The following is an 18,545-nucleotide window of genomic DNA, read 5'->3' as shown; positions in this document are numbered from 1 at the left end:
GGCGACCTTCGTCCCGCCGGCCGCTGTCCTTCGCCCACGGTCCGCCCGCACCCCCTCGCCATACCGTGCAAATACGGGGCATTCCACCCCGATTCCCCCATCGGACGAGGAGGCCGGAGCCGGCATGCGCACCGCCCAGGAGCTGTACACCGCGGGGATCCGCGACCACTTCGCGCCCGCGCTGCGCGGGCTCGGCTTCCGGGGCTGGCGGCACTCCTTCTCGCTGCCGGACCGCGAGCGCTGGGCGGTGCTCGGCGTGCGCGCGGTGTCCGGCGACGGGCGGGTCCGGTACACCGTGAACCTCTCCGTCACCGACAAGTCGGCCTGGGACAGGCGCAGCATCCGCCCCGACGCCAACTCCCCCACCGGGCTGGAGCGCTGGCACTCCCCGATCGGCGAGCTGCTGCCGGTCGGCGGCGAGGTCTGGTGGGAGGTGGCGCCCGGGCCGCGCTGGCTGATCGCCGTCGAGGACTCGGTGGCCGCCGTCCGCGGCTACGCGCTGCCCGAACTGCGCCGCCGGCTGCGCGCCGAGGACCGCGAGCCGTACCTCGGCCAGGCCGAGCTGGACGGCGTCAACGGCGCCCTCGCCACGGCCGCCGTCGCCCGCATCCAGCGGGCCGAACTCACCGGCGGCACACTGGAGTTGCACGGCGCCTGGAGCCGTCACGACCCGGCCGCGCACGCCGTCCTGGCGGGCGCCGCCCGCGGCTTCCTGTCCGCCCGGGACGCCCGTTTCGGCGCCGTCCGGGTGCTCGACACGCTCGGCCGGACGCTCTGGGAGTTCGCCGACCACTCCGCCGGGGACACCGGGGAGGCCAGGGACGCCGGGGACGCCGGGAACCATCCGGAAGCGGACTGAGTCCCTGTCAGTGGTGGTGCGCAGCGGCACCGGTGTGACGCACGGGGCGAGAACGGCACGGGGGAGCGGGAACATGGCGGGGGACGGCGTGACGGGGACGACGGCGATACCGCACGAGGCGCGGCTGCTCGACTGGGACGGCTGCCTGAACGTCCGCGACCTCGGCCTGCTGCCCACCCGGGACGGGCGGACCACCCGCACCGGCGCGGTGGTCCGCGCCGACAACCTCGACCGGCTCACCGCCGAGGGCCAGAACTCGCTGCTCGCGTACGGCGTGCGCACCGTCGTGGACCTGCGCGACCCGGTCGAGTACCGGCCGCTGCTGCCCGCCCCCGACGGCGTCGACCTGGTGCGCGTCCCGCTCGACGCGCTGGCCGGGCCCGACTGGTGGTCCCGGTTCGGCGCCCTGGACGGCACCCCGCTGTCCTTCCGCCCCTACCTCGACCACTGCCGGCAGGCCGTCGCCGACCTGGTCGCCGCCGTCGCCCGGGCCCGTCCCGGCACCGTCGTGGTGCACTGCGGCGCCGGCCGCGACCGCACCGGCCTGGCCGCCCTCGTCCTGCTCGCCCTCGCCGGGGCCACCCCCGCCGCGGTCGCCGAGGACTACCTGCTGTCCGCCGCCAACCTGCGCCCGCTGTGGAGCATCCTGGACCGGCCCGAGGAGGAGGCCGGGATCGCCCGCGTCCTCGCCGACGCCGGCACCACCGCGGAGCAGGCGCTGCACGAGGTCCTCGCCGAGTTCGACGCCGAGCGGTGGCTGCCCGCCGCGGACGTCGCCGCCGTCCGGGCCCGGCTGCTCGGATAACCGCTCGCGGTGGGGCCGGATCGCCGCCGATACTGCCCGGCATGACGAACTTCTCCCCGTTCGACACCCGCGGCTACCCCACCGTCGATGTCCGCACCGGCTACGCCGGGTGGGTCGACAGCTACGAGGACACCGTCCAGGACGCGATGGACGTCGACGTGCTGGCCCGGCTCACCGTCCCGCGCTGGGCCGAGGCCGCCACCGCCGCCGACCTGGGCTGCGGCACCGGCCGCACCGGCGCCTGGCTGCGCGCCCGGGGCGTCGGCGCGGTCGACGGCGTCGACCTCACGCCCGAGATGCTCGCCCGCGCCCGCGCGCGCGGCGCCCACCGCACCCTGGTCGAGGGCGACCTCGCCGCGACCGGCCTGGCCGCCGACGGCTACGACCTCGCCGCCTGCTCCCTCGTCGACGAGCACCTCGCCGACCTCGCCCCGCTCTACCGCGAGGCCCACCGCCTGGTCCGCCCCGGCGGCCTGTTCGTCCTGGTCGGCCTGCACCCCGCCTTCATCACGGGCGCCGGCATGCCCACCCACTACGACGGCCCGTCCGGCCCGGTCGCCATCACCACCCACGTCCACCAGGTCAGCGACCACCTCACCGCCGGCCTCGCGGCGGGCTGGCAGCTCGCCGAGATGCGCGAGGAGCTGGTCGGCGACCAGTGGACCGCGATCAAGCCCAAGTGGGAGCGCCACCGCGGCCGGCCGGTCTCGGCGGCGTACGTCTGGCGCAAGCCGTAGGAGCGGACCGCCGGGCCCAGAAGCGGTCCGGGCGGCGCGCACTCCTGCTCAGAAGCCCGAGTTCGGCGCGGTCACCAGGCGGGTGCGGCCGTCCGCCCGGGCGGCGAGGCCGGCTTCGAGGCGGAGGGCGCGGGCCGGGCCGAGCAGGGCGAGCGCCTCGGGGACGGGCGCCCAGCGGTGGTCGTCGAGTTCGCCGGGCGGCAGGACGACGGGGGTGTCGGCCGGGAAGACGCCGAGGTCGAAGAGGAAGTGGCAGGCGGGGTGGTCGAGTTCGCCGCTGGGGTTGGTCCAGGCGACGACCAGCAGCTCGCCGGCCTCGCGGCGCAGCCCGGTCTCCTCGTGGAGTTCGCGGGTCGCGCACTGCCGGGGGTTCTCGCCCAGGTCGACGGTGCCGCCGACGAACTGCCAGGCGTCGCGGTAGCCGGCCTTGACGATCAGGACGCGGCCGTCGGGGTCGGTGATCAGGCAGCCCGCGGCGGCGTACACCCGGTGCAGGGAGGCGAGCCACTCCTCGCGGGAGGCGAATTCGGGGTCGGCGGACATGGCACTCCTTGGGCGGGGCGGGAGTTCGTGGCACCCACTCTCCCACCCCGCCGGGGGCTCAGTGTGCCGAGTGCCGTTCCGCGCCGCGGTGCCGGTGGCCCGGCAGGTCGGGGTGCGCGACGGGGCCGTCGGCCGGGCCGGCCGTCGCGAGCGCGGCCGGGTCGGCGGCCATGCCCCGGCGGTCGAGGAGCTCCTGGGTGCCCCGGCGGAGCCCGGTCATCCTGTCGGTCGATCGCCTGGTCATCTTCCGACCTCCTCCATCAGTCCGATATGCCCGCTATCGACCGGTATACACCTCGACGCGTGAACTCCCTTGCCGGAACGGCCGGATCAGGGTCGGAGCGGTGTGGGACCATGCCGCGTGGCCACGGTGATACAAGCCGAAGAATCCCAGGGTTCTGCTCCGCTCCCGCCCCCGCGGCGGCCCCGGACCGGGCGCGCCGAGCGCGTCCGTCACCCCGCCGCGCTGATCAGACTGGTCGCGGGGACGTGCTGGATCGTCCTGGTGCTGCTGCTGGCCGGCTACGCCCGCTCCTCCGCGCTCGGCCTCGACCTCGACGTGTCCCGGGGCGTCGAGCTGCTGCCCTGGCCGCCAGCCCAGCTCACCGCCGCGCTGTGCGGCGGCGCGCTGCTCACCGTGCCGCTGGCCTTCGCCGTCGACCGGACGCTGGGCTCCGAGGGCCGCCGGGTCGCCGACGGCGTGCTCGCCGCCGTCCTCGCGTACGGCCTCTCGCTCGGCCTGGACCTGCTGATCGGCGGCGCCACCACGCTGACCCACCCGCTGTCGGACCGGCCCGGCAGCACCGACCCGGTGTACGGGCACCTGGCGCCGGTGCTGGCCTTCATGACCGCCGTCGGCACCACCGGACGCCGCCGCTGGCGCACCGCGCTGGGCGTCACGCTGGCGCTGTCCGCGCTGTCCGGCCTGGTCACCGGGTACGCCACGCCGCTGTCGCTGGTCCTCGCGCTGCTGCTCGGCTGGACCACCGCGCACGCCACCCGGTACGCCGTCGGCGAGCCCGTCGGCTCCCCCACCGAGGGCCAGATCGCCACCGCCCTGGCCGGCACCGGCGTCCGCCCGAACGCGGTGCTCGCCCTCGGCCCCAGCCGCTACCTGGTCACCCAGCACGAGGGCCGCCCCGAGCTGGACGTCCACCTGCTCGACCGGTACGCGCAGGCCAGCGGCCTGCTCGGCCACCTGTGGCTGGCGCTGCGGCTGCGCACCGCGCCCCGCCCGCTCGGCCTGCGCCCGCTGCGGGACGGCCTGGAGCACCAGACCCTGCTCGGCCACGCCGCGACCGCCGCCGGGGTCCGCACCCGCACCCCCGTCGCGGTGGTCGAACTCGGCCCGGACGCCGCCCTGGTGGCGTACCGGCGGATCGACGCCCGACCGTTCGCCGAACTCTTCGACGAGGACCCCGGCCAGGCCCCGGACCGCCCCGTCGGCCCCACCGACGCCGAACTGCGCGACGCCTGGCGGCAGCTGGCCCTGCTGCAGCGCCGCCGGATCGCGCACCGCTCGCTGGCGCCGAACACCGTGCTGCTGGACGCCGAGGGCCAGGTCCACCTGGTCGGCCTGGCCCGCGGCGAGATCGCCGCCGGCGAACTGCTGCTGCGCCTGGACGTCGCCGGGCTGCTCGCCGTGCTGGCCGTGCACGCCGGGCCGCGGCGGGCGGTGCGGGCCGCCGTCGAGGTGCTCGGGCCCGGGCCGGTCGGCACCGCGCTGCCGCTGCTCCAGCCGATCGCGCTGGCCCGCGACACCCGGGCCGCGCTCGCCCGGCACAAGTCGCTGGCCGCCGACCTGCGCGCCGAGGTGCAGCGGCAGACCCCGCAGGCCATCGCCGTCCCCGTCCGGCTGGAGCGGCTGCGCCCGCGCACCCTGCTGACCGTCGTCGCCTGCGTCGCGGTCGGCTACGCGCTGCTGCAGTTCCCGAACCCGGTCTCGGTGGTCAGCGGGGCCGATCCGCTGTGGCTGACCGGCGCGGCGCTCTGGGCCGCGGTCAGCTACCCCGTGGCGTCGTTCGCGTTCAGCGGCTTCGTCCCGGAGAAGCTGTCGTTCCGCTCCACCCTGGCGGTCCAGACGGCCGGTTCCTTCGTCAAGGTGGTCGCGCCCGGCGGCGTCGGCGGCCTCGCCCTGAACACCCGCTACCTGCAGTGCGCGGGCGTCCCCACCGCGCAGGCGATGTCCAGCATCGGCGTCAGCCAGCTGTTCGGCCTGGTGCTGCACATGCTGCAACTCGCCGTGTTCAGCGCCCTGGTCGGCGCGGACGCCGCCGCGGCCGGCGGCGAGTCCTCCGCGCTGCCCAGCGGCTGGGTGCTCTGGCTGGCGCTCGCGGTCGGCGCGGTGATCGCCGTGTCGGTCGCCGCGGTGCCCTCGCTGCGGCGCCGCGCCCAGACCCTGCTGCGGCCGCTGCGCGCCGAGGTGCTGCCCCGGCTGCTCGACCTGGCCCAGCGGCCCGGCCGGCTGGCCACCGGCGTGGCCGGGCAGCTGCTGGTGTCGATGTGCTTCGTGCTGTGCCTGTACTGCTGCGTCCGCGCGGTCGGGCGGGCGCCGGACTTCGACGCCGTCGCGGTGACCTTCCTGGCCGGCAACGCGGCGGGCAACGTGGTGCCGACGCCCGGCGGCCTGGGCGGCGTCGAGGTGCTGATGCCGACCCTGCTGGCCACCACCGGGCACCTCGACGACCGCAGCGCGGCCGCGGCCGTCCTGCTGTTCCGGCTGCTCACCTTCATCCTGCCGGTGCTGCCCGGGTGGGCGGCCTTCGCCTGGATGAAGCGCCGGGGGCGGATCTGAGGCCGCGCGGCCGGGCTACTCGCGGTAGTCCTCGTCCTCCAGCGCGACCTCGCGGACCTGCTCCACCGCGTCGCCCTCGTCCGCGGGCTCCGCGCCGCGCTCGTGCCGTCGTCGCAACACCTCCAGGTCGTCCACCTCCGGCTCGACCACCGGCCGGTCCGGGTCGGGGGTCTCCAGCACGGCCGGGGACAGCTCGTCCTCGTCCTCGGGGTACTCCGGGTTCTCCGCATTGACACGCATGACGCCAGTATCCGACCGGAGCCGCGCGAACCCGAGCCTTTGCGGCGGCGGGTCCCGGATCCGGCCGGATCCGTCCTCAGGCCCCGGCGGCCGGAGCGACCCCGACGGCCCCGGCGGCCGGGGCGGCCGGGGCGGCCGGGGCGGCCGGGGCGGCCGGGCGGGGCGCGGCCGGGACGACCAGCGGGGTGCCGGTCTCCGGGTCGGGGATGACCCGGCAGGGGAGCCGGAAGACCTCCTCGACGAGTTCGGCGGTGACCACCTCGCCCGGCGGGCCGGCCGCGACCAGCTTCCCGTCGCGCAGCGCGACCAGGTGGGTGGCGTACCGGGCGGCCTGGTTGAGGTCGTGCAGGACGGCGACCAGGGTGCGGCCCTGCTCCCGGTGCAGCCGGGCGCACAGGTCGAGGACCTCGACCTGGTGCGCGATGTCGAGGTAGGTGGTCGGCTCGTCGAGCAGCAGCAGCGGGGTCTGCTGGGCCAGCGCCATCGCGATCCAGACCCGCTGCCGCTGGCCGCCGGAGAGCTCGTCCACCGGCCGGTCGGCGAGCGCGCCGACCCCGGTGTCGGCCATCGCCCCGGCGACCACCCGCTCGTCCTCGGCCGACCACTGGCGCAGCACGCCCTGGTGCGGGTAGCGGCCCCGGGAGACCAGCTCGGCGACGGTGATGCCGTCCGGGGCGACCGAGGACTGCGGGAGCAGGCCCAGCGTGCGGGCGACCTGCTTGGCGGGCAGCGTCGCGATCGACCGCCCGTCCAGCAGCACCTGCCCGGCCACCGGCTTCAGGGTCCGCGCCAGCGCGCGCAGCAGCGTCGACTTGCCGCACGCGTTCGGGCCGACCACCACGGTGAACGAGTGGTCCGGGACCTCGACGGTCAGGCCCTCGGCGATGGTGCGCCGGTCGTACGCGAGGGTCAGGTCGCGACCGGCCAGGCGCGGCTCGGACTGGGCCATCGGGGACTCCGTTCGGGACGTTCGGGGCGGGACGGTGCCGGGCCGGGCGGTGCCGGGCCGGGCGGGCGGGGCGGTCACAGCCGGCCGGCCCGGCGCTGGGAGGCGAGCAGCCAGACCAGGTAGCCGCCGCCGAGCACGCCGGTCACCACGCCGACCGGCAGTTGGCGCTCGCCCAGCAGGTGCTGGGCGGTGAAGTCGGCGCCGACCAGCATCGCGGCGCCCACGCACATCGAGGCGGCCAGGTTCGGGCCCGGCGAGCGGGTGAGCCGGCGGGCCAGCTGCGGCGCGGTCAGCGCCAGGAAGTTCACCGGACCGGCCGCGGCGGCGGCCAGCGAGGCCAGCAGGACGGCGGCGGCCAGCAGCGCCGTCCGCAGCCGCTCCGGGCGCACGCCCAGGCCGCTCGCCGCGTCGTCGCCGAGCTCCAGCGCGCGCAGCGCGGGCCCGCAGCCCAGCAGCACCAGCGGGACCAGCGCCGCCAGCGCGAGGGCGAGCGGCCGGGCCTGCTCCCAGCCCCGGCCGTCCAGGCTGCCGGTCAGCCAGAGCACGGCGCGGGCCGCGTCCATCAGCTGGGTGCGGGTCAGCAGGTAGCCGTTGACGCCGGTCAGGATCGCGGCCGTGCCGATCCCGACCAGCACCAGCCGGGCCCCCTGCACGCCGCCACGCCACGCCAGCGCGTGGATCAGCGCGCCGGTGGCCAGCCCGCCCGCCACCGCGCCGCCCGCCAGCGCCGCGCTCGAACCGCCGGCCACCACCACCAGCAGCGCGCCGGTCGCCGCGCCCTGGGTGAACCCGAGCACGTCCGGGCTGCCCAGCGGGTTGCGCACGAGCGTCTGGAACAGCGCCCCCGCGAGCGCCAGCGCCGCCCCGACCAGCAGCGCGGTCGCCACCCGGGGCAGCCGCAGCCCGTTGACGATGAAGTCCTCCGCCGGACCGCCCCCGCCGAACAGGGTCCGCACCACCTCACCGGGCGCGATCGGGTAGTCCCCGCGCCCGAGCGCGAGCACCCCGACCAGCAGGGCGGCCGCCAGCGCCCCGACCGTCACGGCCAGCGCCCGCGGCCGGTACCGCACCGAGAACCGGGAGAGCCTCAGGGTCTTCATGCGCGGGCCTTCCCCCGTCGTGCGAAGTACAGGAAGAACGGGCCGCCGAGGACGGCCGTGACGATGCCGACCTGGAGTTCGCCGGGGCGGCCCAGGACGCGGCCGAGGACGTCGGCGCCGAGCAGCAGGACGGGTGCCAGCACCGCGCAGTAGGGCAGCAGCCAGCGCAGGTCGGGGCCGGTGAGGGCGCGGACCAGGTGGGGGACCATCAGGCCGACGAAGACGATCGGGCCGCAGGCGGCGGTGGCCGCGCCGCAGAGCAGGGTGACGGCGGCGATCGCGGCGGCGCGGGTCGCGGCGGGCCGGGCGCCCAGGGCGCGGGCCGTGTCGTCGCCGAGGGCGAGCGCGTTGAGCGGGCGGGCCAGCGCGAGGGCGAGCAGGGTGCCGAGGGCGACGAACGGCAGGACGCCGAGCACGGTGGAGGTCTGGGCGCCGGCGAGCGAGCCGACCGTCCAGAAGCGCATCTTGTCGAGCGAGGCGGTGTCCAGCAGCATCACGGCGCTGACGTACGAGTACAGGGTGGCGTTGAGCGCGGCGCCGGCCAGCGCGAGCCGGGCGGGGGTGGCGCCGCGGCCGCCGCCGACGGCGTACACCAGGGCGGAGACCAGGGCGGCGCCGGCCAGCGCCCACCAGACGTAGCCGGTGAAGGAGGTGACGCCGAGCAGGGTGGCGGCGGTGGCGACGGCGGCGGAGGCGCCGGCGTTGATGCCGAGCAGGCCGGGGTCGGCGAGCGGGTTGCGGGTGAGGGCCTGCATGACGCCGCCGGCCAGGCCGAGCGCGGTGCCGGCGAGCAGTCCGAGCAGGGTGCGGGGCAGCCGCATCTCGTGGACGGCGGTGTAGCCGGGGGCGTCCGGGTCGAGCAGGCCGTGCCAGACCTCGGCAGGGCCGAGCTGCCGGGCGCCGAGGCCGAGGCTGAGCACCAGGACGGCGAGCAGCACGAGGAGGCCGGCGGCCAGGCCGAGGGCGCGGGGCGAACCGCGGCGGGCGGTGGCGGCGCCCGGTGGCGGGAGGGAGCCGGTGGTGCTCAAGGGTGCTCCGGATCGGTCGGGGATCGGGTCGGCGGACCCGGAGGACCCCCGTACCGCAACTTAGGTTAGGTTAACCTACGTACGCCCGGCGGCTACCGCCGGGTACCGCACGCCGGGCCCGCTCCGGCGTGCCCCTCCCCCCTGCCCCGAAGCGCCCGAACCGAGGTACCGCCATGCCGTCTTCCCCCCGCCTGACCCGCCGCGGCCTGCTGGCCGCGGGCGGCGCCACCGCGCTCGGCGCGGTCCTCGCCGCCTGCGGCTCCTCCGGTTCCTCCGGCGCGGACGGCAAGGCGTCGGGCGACCGGGCGTCGGACGGCCGGGCCGCCGGCGGCGCCTGGTCGTTCACCGACGACCGGCCGCAGACCGTCACCGCCAAGAGCGTCCCGTCCCGGGTGGTCGCCTTCACCGGCGCGGCCGCCGCGCTCGCCGACTTCGGCCTGGACAAGCAGCTGGTCGGCGTCTTCGGCGAGACCAAGGGCGCCGACGGCAAGGCCGACCCGCAGGCCGGCGGCCTGGACGTGGACAGGGTCGAGATCATCGGCAACGCCTGGGGCGAGTTCTCGATCGAGAAGTACGCGGCGCTGCGCCCCGAGCTGCTGGTGACCCACATGTACGACCCGGGCGCGTACTGGTACGTGCCGGACGAGTCCAAGGACAAGATCCTGCCGCTCGCCCCGCAGGCGCTGGTCTCCACCGGCCGGGTGTCGATCACCAAGCCGATCGAGCGCTACGCCGAGCTCGCCGCCTCGCTGGGCGCCGACCTGAAGGCGCCGAAGGTGGTCGACGCCAGGGCCAGGTTCGAGAAGGCCTCCGAGGAGCTGCGCCAGGCGGTCAAGGCGGCGGGCGGCGTCAGGGTGATGGCCTGCTCCGGCAGCGCCGACCTGTTCTACGTCTCCAACCCGAAGGTCTCCTGCGACCTGATCTACTTCGCCGAGCTGGGCGTGGAGTTCGTCCAGCCGGAGAAGACCGACGGCGGCGACTACTACGAGGGCCTGAGCTGGGAGAACGCCGGCAAGTACCCGGCCGACCTGCTGCTGCTCGACCAGCGCTCCACCGCCCTGCAGCCCAAGGACCTGGCCGCCAAGCCCGCCTGGGGCCAGCTGCCCGCCGTCAAGGCCGGACAGGTCACCCCCTGGGACGCGGTGCCGCGCTTCTCGTACGCCGGGTTCGCCCCGCTCGTCGAGCGGCTGACCGCCGCGATCCAGAAGTCCCGCAAGCTGAGCTGAGAGGCACACCGGTGACCGGACGGACCCAGGAGTACGACTTCTTCCCGGCGCACGTGGTGCGCACCCGGCGGCTCGGCCCGACCCTGCTGCGGGTCACCTTCGGCGGCGGGGCGCTGCGCTCCTTCGCGAGCGGCGGGCGCGACCAGTCCTTCTCGCTGTTCCTGCCGCACCCCGGGCAGGACGAGCCGAACCTCCCGTACGCCGAGGGCGAGGGCTGGTTCGCCGCCTGGCGGGCGCTCCCGGCGGACGAGCGGGCCGTGATGCGCTCGTACACGGTCCGCGCACAGCGGGCCGAACCGCCCGAGCTGGACGTCGACTTCGCGCTGCACGGCACCGGGCCGGAGGCCGGTCCCGCCTCCGCCTGGGCGGCCGCGGCCGGGCCCGGCGCGCGGGTGGTGCTGCTCGGACCGGCCGTCGCCGACAACCGCTCGGTGGGCTTCCGGCCGCCCGCGGACGCCGACTTCGCGCTGCTGCTGGCCGACGAGACCGCGCTGCCCGCGGTCGGCGGCATCCTGGAGTGGCTGCCGGCCGACACCCGCACGGTGGTGTGGATCGAGGTGCCGGACGCCGCCGACATCCAGGACCTGACCGCCCCGGACGAGGCGGAGGTGCACTGGCTGGTCCGTCCCCCCGGCACGCCGTCCGGCCTGCTGCCCGCCCTGCGCGCGGCCGATCTGCCCGCCGGCGCCCCGTACGCGTGGATCGCCGGCGAGTCCGGCACCGTCAGGGAGCTGCGCCGGCACCTGGTGCGCGAACGCGGCGTCGACCGGCGCGCGGTGACGTTCTCCGGCTACTGGCGGCGCGGCGCGTCCGAGGACCGGCTGCGCGAGGAGGCGTACGCCGGGCAGTCCTGAACGGCCGCACGGCGGAGGCCCGCCCCGGGTGCCCGGGGCGGGCCTCCGTCACGCGGCGACACCGAGCCTTAATGCCCCGCTACTGCTCCTGCAACCGACTTGCAATAAGGTGGCACTCGCAACTGACCCTCCGTCGACCGAGAAGGGCTGCTCAGCCATGGGTGCCTACACGCTGCCTGACCTCCCGTACGACTACTCCGCCCTCGAGCGCGCGATGTCCGCCGAGATCCTGGAACTGCACCACTCCAAGCACCACCTGGCCTACGTCAACGGCGCCAACCAGACCCTGGAGCAGCTCGCCGAGGCCCGCGACAAGGAGCAGTTCGGCTCGCTGGTCGGCCTGCAGAAGACCCTCGGGTTCCACCTCTCCGGCCACGTGCTGCACTCGCTGTTCTGGGAGAACCTCTCCCCCGAGGGCGGCGACCGGCCCGAGGGCGACCTCGCCGACGCCATCACCGAGCACTTCGGCTCCTTCGAAGCCTTCCGCGGCCAGCTCACCGCCGCCACCGTCGGCGTCCAGGGCTCCGGCTGGGGCATCCTCTCCTGGGAGCCCCTCGGCAGGCGCCTGATCGTCGAGCAGGTCTACGACCACCACGGCAACGTCGGCCAGGGCACCACCCCGCTGCTCGCCTTCGACGCCTGGGAGCACGCCTACTACCTGCAGTACAAGAACGTCCGCCCCGACTACGTCACCCGGCTCTGGGACGTCGTCAACTGGCAGGACGTCAGCGCCCGGTACGCCGCCACCCAGGCCTGACCGCAGCCGGAGGCCGGGGCGGCGGGGGCTCAGCGGAAGGCCGGCAGCGCCCCCGCCGCCCACTCGGCGAAGGACCGGGCCGGACGGCCCAGCACCCGCTCGACGTCCGGCCGGACGGCGGACTCCGCGGGCAGCGGCGCGCCCAGCACCTCCAGCGTGCCGTCCACCACCGGCGGCGGCATGAAGCGGACCAGCTCGGCGCGCGCCTGCTCGCGGGTCTGCTCGACGAACTCGACCTCCTCGCCCAGCAGTTCGCCCAGCACCTCGACCTGCCGGCGGGGCCCGATCACCTCCGGGCCGGTCAGCTCGTACACCCGCCCGAGGTGCTCCCCGGTGTCGTCGCGCAGCGCCGCCGCCGCGACGGACGCCACGTCCGCCGGGTCCAGCACCGGCAGCCCGACCCCGCCGAACGGCGCGGACACCGTGCGCCGCTCGCGCACCGACCCGGCCCAGACGTAGGCGTTGCTGGCGAACGCGCCCGGCCGCAGGATCGTCCACTCCAGGCCGCCGGCGCGCACCGCCGCCTCGAACTCGGCCATCCGCCCGTGCCAGGTCTCGTCCGGCCGGGTGCCGGTGACCAGCGAGGAGAGCAGCACCACCCGGCGCACCCCCGCCTCCGCCGCCAGCTCCAGCAGACCGGCGGCCGGCGGCGCGTCCGGGCCCGGGGCGTTCAACTCCGGCGACAGCATCAGGAACAGCGCCCGCGCGCCCGCCAGCACCGGCCGCAGCCCCGCGAAGTCCGCCAGGTCCGCCCGGGCCGCCACCACCCCGTCCGGCACCCCCTCGGCCGTCACGTTCCGGGAGACCGCGACCACCCGCTCCCCCGCCGCCGCCAGCTCCGCCACCAGCGGCCGCCCGACGTTCCCGGTCGCCCCCGTCACCACGATCATCTTTCCCCAACTCCCTTGTTGTCCATGCCAGTTGACCTGGGGTTCGGCGCTCTTCGCCGCCCGCCGAAGCGACGTTAGCATCGGGAAGACAGTAGGTACCTAGAAGATAGTGACTACCCCGTGCGACCCCGCTCCGACGGCGGACGGGGGGAGCGGACCGCCCACCGGGCGCCACCCCTTAGCGTGGGCGGCATGGACCAGGCGAACACGGAACGGGAAGCCGCGGCCCGGGAGTTCGAGCGGCACCGGCAGCGGCTGTTCTCCCTCGCGTACCGGATGCTCGGGTCGGCCGCCGAGGCCGAGGACGCGGTGCAGGACGCCTACCTGCGCTGGCACGGCACCGAGGCCGGGCAGGTGGCCGCGCCCGGGCCCTGGCTGAACAAGGTGCTCGCCAACCTCTGCCTGAACCGGCTCACCTCGGCCCGGGCCCGGCGCGAGGAGTACCCGGGTACCTGGCTGCCCGAGCCGGTGGCGGGGGCGGCGCTCGGACCGATGGAGCGCGCCGAGCAGCGCGAGGCCGTCTCGTTCGCGGTGCTCACCCTGATGGAGCGCCTCACCCCGCCCGAGCGCGCCGCCGTCGTGCTGCGCGACGCCTTCGCCTACCGCCACCGGGAGGTGGCCGACGTCCTGGACTGCACCGAGGCCGCCGCCCGCCAGCTCTACCACCGGGGCCGCGGCCGGCTGGCCGACGGGGCCCCGCCGACCGGCCCCGTCGACGCCGAGCAGACCGCCGAACTGCTCGGCCGCTTCCTGCGGGCCGCCGCCGACGGCGCCCTCGACCAGCTCGAACAGCTCCTCGCCGCCCAGGTCGTGGTCTGGTCCGACGGCGGCGGCAAGGTCCGCGCCGCGCTCCGGCCGGTGCGCGGCCGCGGCGACGCCGCCCGCTTCCTGACCGGCCTGTTCGCCCGGTTCACCGACGGCGTCCGGTTCGAACTCGCCGAGGCCAACGGCGGCCCGGCGGTGCTCGGCTGGGAGGGCGACGCGCTCACCTCCGTCGGCCTGCTGGAGGCCGGCCCGGACGGCGTCACCACCGTCCGGATCCTGCGCAACCCCGACAAACTCGCCCACTACGCGCACCGGCACCGCGCGCTGTCACAGAACGGCTGACCGTCCGGTTCCTTCCGGTGAGCACCCCTCCCCCGACAGGAGCCGCACCCCATGACCACCCCGTCCGCCCCCTCCTCCGCCGCCTCCTCCTCTGCCCTCCCCCTGCTCGTCACCGGCGCGACCGGCGTCCTCGGCCGCGAGGTGCTGCGCCACGCCCTGGCCACCGGCCGTCCCGTCCACGCCCTCACCCGGCGCACCGACCACCCCGCCACCGACCACCCCGCCACCGCCCCCGGCGCCCACTGGCACACCGGCGACCTCACCTCCGGCACCGGCCTGGACGAGGCGCTGTCCGGCGTCGACGCGGTGATCCACTGCGCCAGCGACCCGCGCCGCCCCCGGCACGACCTGCCCGCCCTCCGCCACCTGCTGGCCGCCGCCCGCCGGGTCGGCGTCCGACACGTCGTCAACGTCTCGATCGTCGGCGTCGACCGGATCCCGTTCCGCTACTACCGGACCAAGCTGGCGGGCGAGCAGCTGCTCGCCGCGTCCGGCCAGGGCTGGACCAACCTGCGCGCCACCCAGTTCCCCCAGCTGCTGGACGGCATGCTCGCCGCCCTCGGCCGGCTCCCCGTCCTGCCGATGCCCTCCGCCACCCCCGTCCAGCCCGTCCACCCGGACGAGGTCGCCGCCCGCCTGGTCGCCCTCGCCCTCGCCGAACCCGTCGGCCACGCCCCGGACTTCGCCGGCCCCGAGACCCGCCTCGCCACCGACCTCGCCGCCGACTGGCTCCGCGCCCGCGGCCGCCGGCCCCGCGTCCTGCCCCTCCACCTCCCCGGCCGCACCGGCCGCACCCTGCGGGCCGGCGGCCTCACCGCCCCCGACCACGCCCACGGCACCGCCACCTGGGCCGACCACCTCGCCGCCACCGCCTGCGTAAAGTAGCTGCCCCGCACGTCCGCACCCGACGGGAGGCCCCACCGTGACCGCACCCGACAGCCCCCCGCCCCCGGGTGTCCCAGGGGCCTGCCCGATCACCCCGGTCCTCGACATCGTCTTCAGCCGCTGGACCACCCCCATCCTGTGGACCCTCCACCACCACGGCCGCCAGCGCTTCGTCGAACTGAACCGCAACGTCGGCCCGATCACCGCCAAGGTCCTCACCCAACGCCTGCGCCAACTCGAACGCGACGGCCTCGTCACCCGCACCTACCACCCCGAGGTCCCGCCCCGGGTCGAGTACGAGATCAGCGAACTCGGCCTCAGCCTGGCCCCCCTCTTCGCCGCCCTCACCGACTGGTCCACCACCCACCTCCCCGCCGTCGAACACGCCCGCACCACCTTCGACGGCACCACCCCCTGACACCCGGGCAACGCGAAAGGCCCGGATCCAGTAATCCCTGGATCCGGGCCTTTCGTCGACGAGCCGCCTATGGGATTCGAACCCATGACCTACGCATTACGAGACCATGAACGATCGTCACGGCTGGTCCCGTCTCGTGCTCCGTAGTGCCGTTTTTCCTGATCAGGGCACGTACGACTGTTCGGCCTCGTCCACCTGGTGTCACCTCGTCCAAAGGCGTCCGGCCGCACACCGGCCGCACATGGCCACACCGAGGCGAACGATTCGGCCAACACCCGGCATGTGGGCACTCCACAACCGACACCGCGAAGGGCATTGCTGCGTTTGCCGCTGCCCGCCGGGCGGCATGCCGGGGTCGGCTACGGCGTCGTCGTAGCCGTAGGGGCGGTTAGGGCCACTTCAGGGGCTTGTGAAGGCAACGGGGCAGGCGGGGTTGTCTGTTCGGCAAGTTTGCGGTAGGCGGTCTTGGTGATCGCGCGCCATGTGAAGTAGAAACCGGCTGCGGCCAGCGCTCCGGTGGCCGTCATAAGAGTGACGAGCACTGGACGACCTTCGAGGGGATAGCGCAGCAGGGCAGCATCTGTCGCAAGGGTCAGCAGAATACTGTTGACGACCCACCCCCGGCAGATCCGCATGCGAGAGCGGGCATAGTCAGCTCGGGCCGCCAGTGCTGGTTCTTTCGCCAGCTCGAGCCTGGCCTGGGCGTAGGCACGGCTTGTTGCGAACGAAGCTACGCGCAGGCGCCGCCGCACAGGGGCAAGGGCACTGTCGGCGGCGCGGTCGACGACGATGCCGAGTGCGTAGGCGGCGGCGAGTGCAGCCCCGGCAGCTAGGCTGTTGCCGGCGACGCCTGCGATCTTTGCGGTGTTGTCAGGGCCAGCTGCGGCTGCGGCTAGGACTACGATCCCGCTGAGGAATCCAATGCCGACAACGAGGACCTCGATGAACATGGAGGTCGCAGCGACTAGGGCTGGCGGTTCGGGTTGTGGTGCGGTCACAGGGCGGTCCCCCAGATCTTTGCCATGTCTTTAAGCATGCTCTCGGGCAGAGCATTCTCCCAGGTGTCCTGGAGCAGGAAGCTGGCGTTGGCGAGCCTCTCGAATATGATCAAGCTTTCGGGTTGGCTCGCCAGCATGTATCGGCCCTCGTCGAGGAAGTGCTCGCTGGTCGGGCCGTAGTCCTGATAAGCGCTTTGGAGGCGGTCTCGCCAATCCTCGGCGAACTGCACCAGCTGGTCGCCGTAGCCGATGTCGTCCTCGATGGCCGCGAGCAGGACATCGACTACCTCTTCGGAGAGGTCTCTGTTGTAGGGATGGTCGGTGAAGGTGCGGTAGATGCGCTCTACTTCGGCCAGGAGTCGGTTGCTACGAGTGAAGTCCGGGTGCTCGTCCAACAGCTTGACCCCCCGTTCGACCTCCGAGTCGTACAGCTCCACCAGGGCGATCAGACGATATAGCGAGCGTCTGACATCACCGGGGACATCGGAAGTCCCGGACTTGTACATCAGTGCGTGGGACATCCGCGCCCAGACGTCTGCCGCCTCGGTGCGGATCTGCACCTCGCACTCGTACGGGTTACCGTCCGGATCCTTCTCTTCCCCGAAGGAGCGCACTTGAACATGGAGTCGGGGGTACTCCAAGCGCTCTTCGCGGCCGGGGGACGCACGGCCGTCTTTGACTCGCCCGACGATGAGGGACTGCTGGACCAGGTCCAGGGCTTGGTCCAGCAGTCCGGAGTGCGGGACAACAATGCGTATGCCCGCTTTGTCGCGAATCTGAGCCCAAGGATCCTCGTATCCCTTGTGATACGCCTTCTTGACGAAGCTACTGACATCCTTGGCGCGGTGAGAGATCTGGCAGCTGAGATGGCGGCGGGCGGCACGACGACGGAGATGCTCCGCCGTGAGGCGGGCGGCCGTGTCTATGCGGGCCCACTCGCTCTTGTAACGATGAAAGGCTTCATTCGTCGTCAGCGGCACAGTCGTCGGCGCTCTCGTGGTCAGGAACCAGCTTGAGGCTCGCCCTTGGTGCTGCCCTTCCCCGGAGGGCGACCGCCAGAGGCGAAGCTGCTCGTTGAGGTCACGGTTCCGGTCACGGTGACGCTGGTGTGGCCGCCACCCAGGTCTTCGATGGCGATCGTCTCGCCCACGGCGTCGACAGGGGCAACAAGGAAGACTCCGTTGGCGAACTCCACACGCAGCTTGCTCAGGCGGGTGTCAATGAGTTCGGTGTCCTTGTCGAACGTAGCCCGCGCAGGCAGACCCTGCTCTCTGAGGAAACTGGCGAAGTCCTCACGGTGGGGTAGCTTGAGGTGCGTGTTGATGAACACGGCGGGATCCAGGGTCGTGATAGTGCTCTGCAGTTCGACGAGGACTGCCATGAGGTAGTGAACACGGGTGTCCGGATCCGTGATGCGGCTGTTGATCCACTCGACCGCGGCGTCGTGGAAACGGCGGGTGACCTCGCGGGGTTCATCCTTGTGCCGGCAGCCCAAGAACTTCTTCAAGAAGAAGGCCGCCAGCGCCTTCCCGGTCATCTGCTTGTCGGCGGCCCAACCTTCCAGACCGTCCTCGCCGATGCCCTCCTCGGAGAACAGGGCGACCTTGTAGACGCGGGAGGCTTCGGTGAACAGGAGATTGGCGAAGTACTCGACGCTGAAGGTTCGTCGGCCGTCATCGGTAACGATCTGGTTGGCCTGCATGCCGGTTTCTTGCTCGAGCTTGACCATAAGCAGGGCCTTGTGGCCGTCAAGTCGTGCCGCGGCAACGAGCAGCAAGCCTGCAGGGCTGACACCGGATTGGCTATTGCGGAGCAGATGGGCAATCTCACCGGAGACCTCAACGAGGTCCATCCGGTCCTCCAAGAAGTCCTGTACGTATTCGGGAAGCTTCGACTTGGCCTCGGGGTCTTCAACGACTTCGCGACCCAGGCGGGCCATGACATCACGAAGCTTCCCCTGCAGTTCGGTGCGAACCTTCCCGGACAGCTCGCACACGGTGTCGCTGAGCTGTATCTCGGCTTCCACCGGGTCCGTCCTGCGGCTGCGCGGCACCAAGTGCACGATCGCCTCATCGATGGCAAGATCACCGAAGTCGTTGCGCATTCCCACCCCACTCGTGCCCAGTCTGTGCCTCAGTCATGACTACCCCGCAGTACTTGTCCGTCTGTGAGGGCCGCTGAGCACTCCGGTTGGCGGCCATTGTGCAGGGCGAGTCTTAGCGCCGGCTCCGCTCGCGTCACTCCGATGGCTATCGTAGCGGAACGTACAGGGCTGTCTCTGTGCGTAGCGAGGATAATCCGACCGGAACATCTGCCGTAGAGCATGACTGATGTGTTCTCAGGTGACGAGATCGA

20 protein-coding genes are annotated in these 18,545 nt (G+C 73.9%); 10 read left to right on the top strand and 10 right to left on the bottom strand.

Going from position 1 to position 18,545, the window contains the following annotated elements; genetic code table 11:
• The first annotated feature begins 124 nt into the window (after positions 1-124).
• From ACZ3J7_RS24475 to ACZ3J7_RS24465, 3 genes are all read left to right on the top strand, one after another.
• On the top strand, positions 125-859 hold the full coding sequence (locus ACZ3J7_RS24475) for a DUF4304 domain-containing protein (RefSeq protein WP_465624697.1): 735 nt from the start codon (positions 125-127) through the stop codon (positions 857-859).
• A gap of 73 nt (positions 860-932) precedes the next feature.
• Entirely contained in the window at positions 933-1,664 is a 732-nt protein-coding gene (locus ACZ3J7_RS24470; RefSeq protein ID WP_465624695.1) for a tyrosine-protein phosphatase, read from the top strand.
• 41 nt (positions 1,665-1,705) lie between these two features.
• Positions 1,706-2,401, top strand: coding sequence for a class I SAM-dependent DNA methyltransferase (locus tag ACZ3J7_RS24465; protein ID WP_465624693.1), 696 nt, complete (start codon positions 1,706-1,708; stop codon positions 2,399-2,401).
• A gap of 48 nt (positions 2,402-2,449) precedes the next feature.
• Here ACZ3J7_RS24465 and ACZ3J7_RS24460 read toward each other — a convergent pair whose 3' ends face one another.
• Both ACZ3J7_RS24460 and ACZ3J7_RS24455 read right to left on the bottom strand, forming a co-directional pair.
• Positions 2,450-2,944 carry an NUDIX domain-containing protein gene (locus ACZ3J7_RS24460; RefSeq protein WP_465624691.1) on the bottom strand — a complete coding sequence of 165 codons (495 nt, stop codon included), beginning with the start codon at positions 2,942-2,944 and terminating at the stop codon, positions 2,450-2,452.
• Between the two features lie 58 nt (positions 2,945-3,002).
• Complete coding sequence (locus ACZ3J7_RS24455; RefSeq protein WP_465624689.1) at positions 3,003-3,188, bottom strand: hypothetical protein; 186 nt, start codon at positions 3,186-3,188, stop codon at positions 3,003-3,005.
• Positions 3,189-3,305: 117 nt separating this feature from the next.
• Between ACZ3J7_RS24455 and ACZ3J7_RS24450 the strand changes: the two genes are divergently transcribed.
• Positions 3,306-5,738, top strand: a complete 2,433-nt coding sequence (locus ACZ3J7_RS24450) for a lysylphosphatidylglycerol synthase transmembrane domain-containing protein (RefSeq protein WP_465624687.1) — start codon at positions 3,306-3,308, stop codon at positions 5,736-5,738.
• Between the two features lie 15 nt (positions 5,739-5,753).
• On the opposite strand, the gene ACZ3J7_RS24445 is transcribed toward ACZ3J7_RS24450, so the two are convergent.
• The 4 genes from ACZ3J7_RS24445 to ACZ3J7_RS24430 all read right to left on the bottom strand — a co-directional run bounded on the left by ACZ3J7_RS24445 (position 5,754) and on the right by ACZ3J7_RS24430 (position 9,055).
• Complete coding sequence (locus ACZ3J7_RS24445; RefSeq protein ID WP_465624685.1) at positions 5,754-5,978, bottom strand: hypothetical protein; 225 nt, start codon at positions 5,976-5,978, stop codon at positions 5,754-5,756.
• Positions 5,979-6,054: 76 nt separating this feature from the next.
• Positions 6,055-6,927, bottom strand: coding sequence for an ABC transporter ATP-binding protein (locus ACZ3J7_RS24440; RefSeq protein ID WP_465624683.1), 873 nt, complete (start codon positions 6,925-6,927; stop codon positions 6,055-6,057).
• A gap of 74 nt (positions 6,928-7,001) precedes the next feature.
• Positions 7,002-8,027 carry a FecCD family ABC transporter permease gene (locus ACZ3J7_RS24435; protein WP_465624681.1) on the bottom strand — a complete coding sequence of 342 codons (1,026 nt, stop codon included), beginning with the start codon at positions 8,025-8,027 and terminating at the stop codon, positions 7,002-7,004.
• The gene (locus ACZ3J7_RS24430) at positions 8,024-9,055 is read right to left on the bottom strand and encodes a FecCD family ABC transporter permease (protein WP_465624679.1); all 1,032 of its coding nucleotides are present in this window, start codon (positions 9,053-9,055) and stop codon (positions 8,024-8,026) included. The genes ACZ3J7_RS24435 and ACZ3J7_RS24430 overlap by 4 nt, the downstream gene beginning before the upstream one ends.
• A gap of 173 nt (positions 9,056-9,228) precedes the next feature.
• On the opposite strand from ACZ3J7_RS24430, the gene ACZ3J7_RS24425 reads away from it, so the two are divergent.
• From ACZ3J7_RS24425 to ACZ3J7_RS24415, 3 genes are all read left to right on the top strand, one after another.
• Positions 9,229-10,281 (top strand): ABC transporter substrate-binding protein, encoded by a 1,053-nt coding sequence (locus tag ACZ3J7_RS24425; RefSeq protein ID WP_465624677.1) that lies wholly within the window; start codon positions 9,229-9,231, stop codon positions 10,279-10,281.
• A gap of 11 nt (positions 10,282-10,292) precedes the next feature.
• Positions 10,293-11,135: a siderophore-interacting protein gene (locus ACZ3J7_RS24420; protein WP_465624676.1), complete on the top strand. Its 843-nt coding sequence runs from the start codon at positions 10,293-10,295 to the stop codon at positions 11,133-11,135.
• 157 nt (positions 11,136-11,292) lie between these two features.
• A complete protein-coding gene (locus ACZ3J7_RS24415) occupies positions 11,293-11,892 on the top strand; it encodes a superoxide dismutase (protein WP_465624674.1) in 600 nt (199 codons plus the stop codon).
• Between the two features lie 29 nt (positions 11,893-11,921).
• Here the strand turns inward: ACZ3J7_RS24415 and ACZ3J7_RS24410 are convergent, their stop codons facing one another.
• The gene (locus ACZ3J7_RS24410) at positions 11,922-12,782 is read right to left on the bottom strand and encodes an SDR family oxidoreductase (protein ID WP_465624672.1); all 861 of its coding nucleotides are present in this window, start codon (positions 12,780-12,782) and stop codon (positions 11,922-11,924) included.
• Positions 12,783-12,974: 192 nt separating this feature from the next.
• Between ACZ3J7_RS24410 and sigJ the strand changes: the two genes are divergently transcribed.
• From sigJ to ACZ3J7_RS24395, 3 genes are read left to right on the top strand one after another with little or no spacing between them, the layout of a single operon-like run.
• Entirely contained in the window at positions 12,975-13,889 is a 915-nt protein-coding gene (sigJ, locus tag ACZ3J7_RS24405) for an RNA polymerase sigma factor SigJ (protein ID WP_465624669.1), read from the top strand.
• Positions 13,890-13,940: 51 nt separating this feature from the next.
• Entirely contained in the window at positions 13,941-14,774 is an 834-nt protein-coding gene (locus tag ACZ3J7_RS24400; RefSeq protein WP_465624667.1) for an SDR family oxidoreductase, read from the top strand.
• Between the two features lie 37 nt (positions 14,775-14,811).
• Entirely contained in the window at positions 14,812-15,192 is a 381-nt protein-coding gene (locus ACZ3J7_RS24395; protein ID WP_465624665.1) for a winged helix-turn-helix transcriptional regulator, read from the top strand.
• Positions 15,193-15,551: 359 nt separating this feature from the next.
• On the opposite strand, the gene ACZ3J7_RS24390 is transcribed toward ACZ3J7_RS24395, so the two are convergent.
• From ACZ3J7_RS24390 to ACZ3J7_RS24380, 3 genes are read right to left on the bottom strand one after another with little or no spacing between them, the layout of a single operon-like run.
• Positions 15,552-16,142 (bottom strand): hypothetical protein, encoded by a 591-nt coding sequence (locus tag ACZ3J7_RS24390; RefSeq protein WP_465624663.1) that lies wholly within the window; start codon positions 16,140-16,142, stop codon positions 15,552-15,554.
• Positions 16,143-16,186: 44 nt separating this feature from the next.
• Positions 16,187-17,170 carry a hypothetical protein gene (locus tag ACZ3J7_RS24385; protein WP_465624661.1) on the bottom strand — a complete coding sequence of 328 codons (984 nt, stop codon included), beginning with the start codon at positions 17,168-17,170 and terminating at the stop codon, positions 16,187-16,189.
• A gap of 20 nt (positions 17,171-17,190) precedes the next feature.
• A complete protein-coding gene (locus tag ACZ3J7_RS24380; protein ID WP_465624659.1) occupies positions 17,191-18,294 on the bottom strand; it encodes a nucleoid-associated protein in 1,104 nt (367 codons plus the stop codon).
• Positions 18,295-18,545 lie beyond the last annotated feature (251 nt).

This window comes from Kitasatospora sp. NPDC015121 (assembly GCF_055562955.1).
Note: the sequence above shows the minus strand (reverse complement) of the source record. Positions and strands in the feature narration are given on the sequence as shown.

Bases quoted from the DNA above. Each gene is read 5' to 3' on its own strand.
- ACZ3J7_RS24460 (WP_465624691.1), bottom strand. From the start codon at position 2,944: ATGTCCGCCGACCCCGAATTCGCCTCCCGCGAGGAGTGGCTCGCCTCC.
- ACZ3J7_RS24435 (WP_465624681.1), bottom strand. From the start codon at position 8,027: ATGAAGACCCTGAGGCTCTCCCGGTTCTCGGTGCGGTACCGGCCGCGG.
- ACZ3J7_RS24455 (WP_465624689.1), bottom strand. From the start codon at position 3,188: ATGACCAGGCGATCGACCGACAGGATGACCGGGCTCCGCCGGGGCACC.
- ACZ3J7_RS24445 (WP_465624685.1), bottom strand. From the start codon at position 5,978: ATGCGTGTCAATGCGGAGAACCCGGAGTACCCCGAGGACGAGGACGAG.
- ACZ3J7_RS24390 (WP_465624663.1), bottom strand. From the start codon at position 16,142: ATGTTCATCGAGGTCCTCGTTGTCGGCATTGGATTCCTCAGCGGGATC.
- ACZ3J7_RS24470 (WP_465624695.1), top strand. From the start codon at position 933: ATGGCGGGGGACGGCGTGACGGGGACGACGGCGATACCGCACGAGGCG.
- ACZ3J7_RS24475 (WP_465624697.1), top strand. From the start codon at position 125: ATGCGCACCGCCCAGGAGCTGTACACCGCGGGGATCCGCGACCACTTC.
- sigJ (WP_465624669.1), top strand. From the start codon at position 12,975: ATGGACCAGGCGAACACGGAACGGGAAGCCGCGGCCCGGGAGTTCGAG.
- ACZ3J7_RS24465 (WP_465624693.1), top strand. From the start codon at position 1,706: ATGACGAACTTCTCCCCGTTCGACACCCGCGGCTACCCCACCGTCGAT.
- ACZ3J7_RS24415 (WP_465624674.1), top strand. From the start codon at position 11,293: ATGGGTGCCTACACGCTGCCTGACCTCCCGTACGACTACTCCGCCCTC.
- ACZ3J7_RS24425 (WP_465624677.1), top strand. From the start codon at position 9,229: ATGCCGTCTTCCCCCCGCCTGACCCGCCGCGGCCTGCTGGCCGCGGGC.
- ACZ3J7_RS24380 (WP_465624659.1), bottom strand. From the start codon at position 18,294: ATGCGCAACGACTTCGGTGATCTTGCCATCGATGAGGCGATCGTGCAC.
- ACZ3J7_RS24400 (WP_465624667.1), top strand. From the start codon at position 13,941: ATGACCACCCCGTCCGCCCCCTCCTCCGCCGCCTCCTCCTCTGCCCTC.
- ACZ3J7_RS24440 (WP_465624683.1), bottom strand. From the start codon at position 6,927: ATGGCCCAGTCCGAGCCGCGCCTGGCCGGTCGCGACCTGACCCTCGCG.
- ACZ3J7_RS24410 (WP_465624672.1), bottom strand. From the start codon at position 12,782: ATGATCGTGGTGACGGGGGCGACCGGGAACGTCGGGCGGCCGCTGGTG.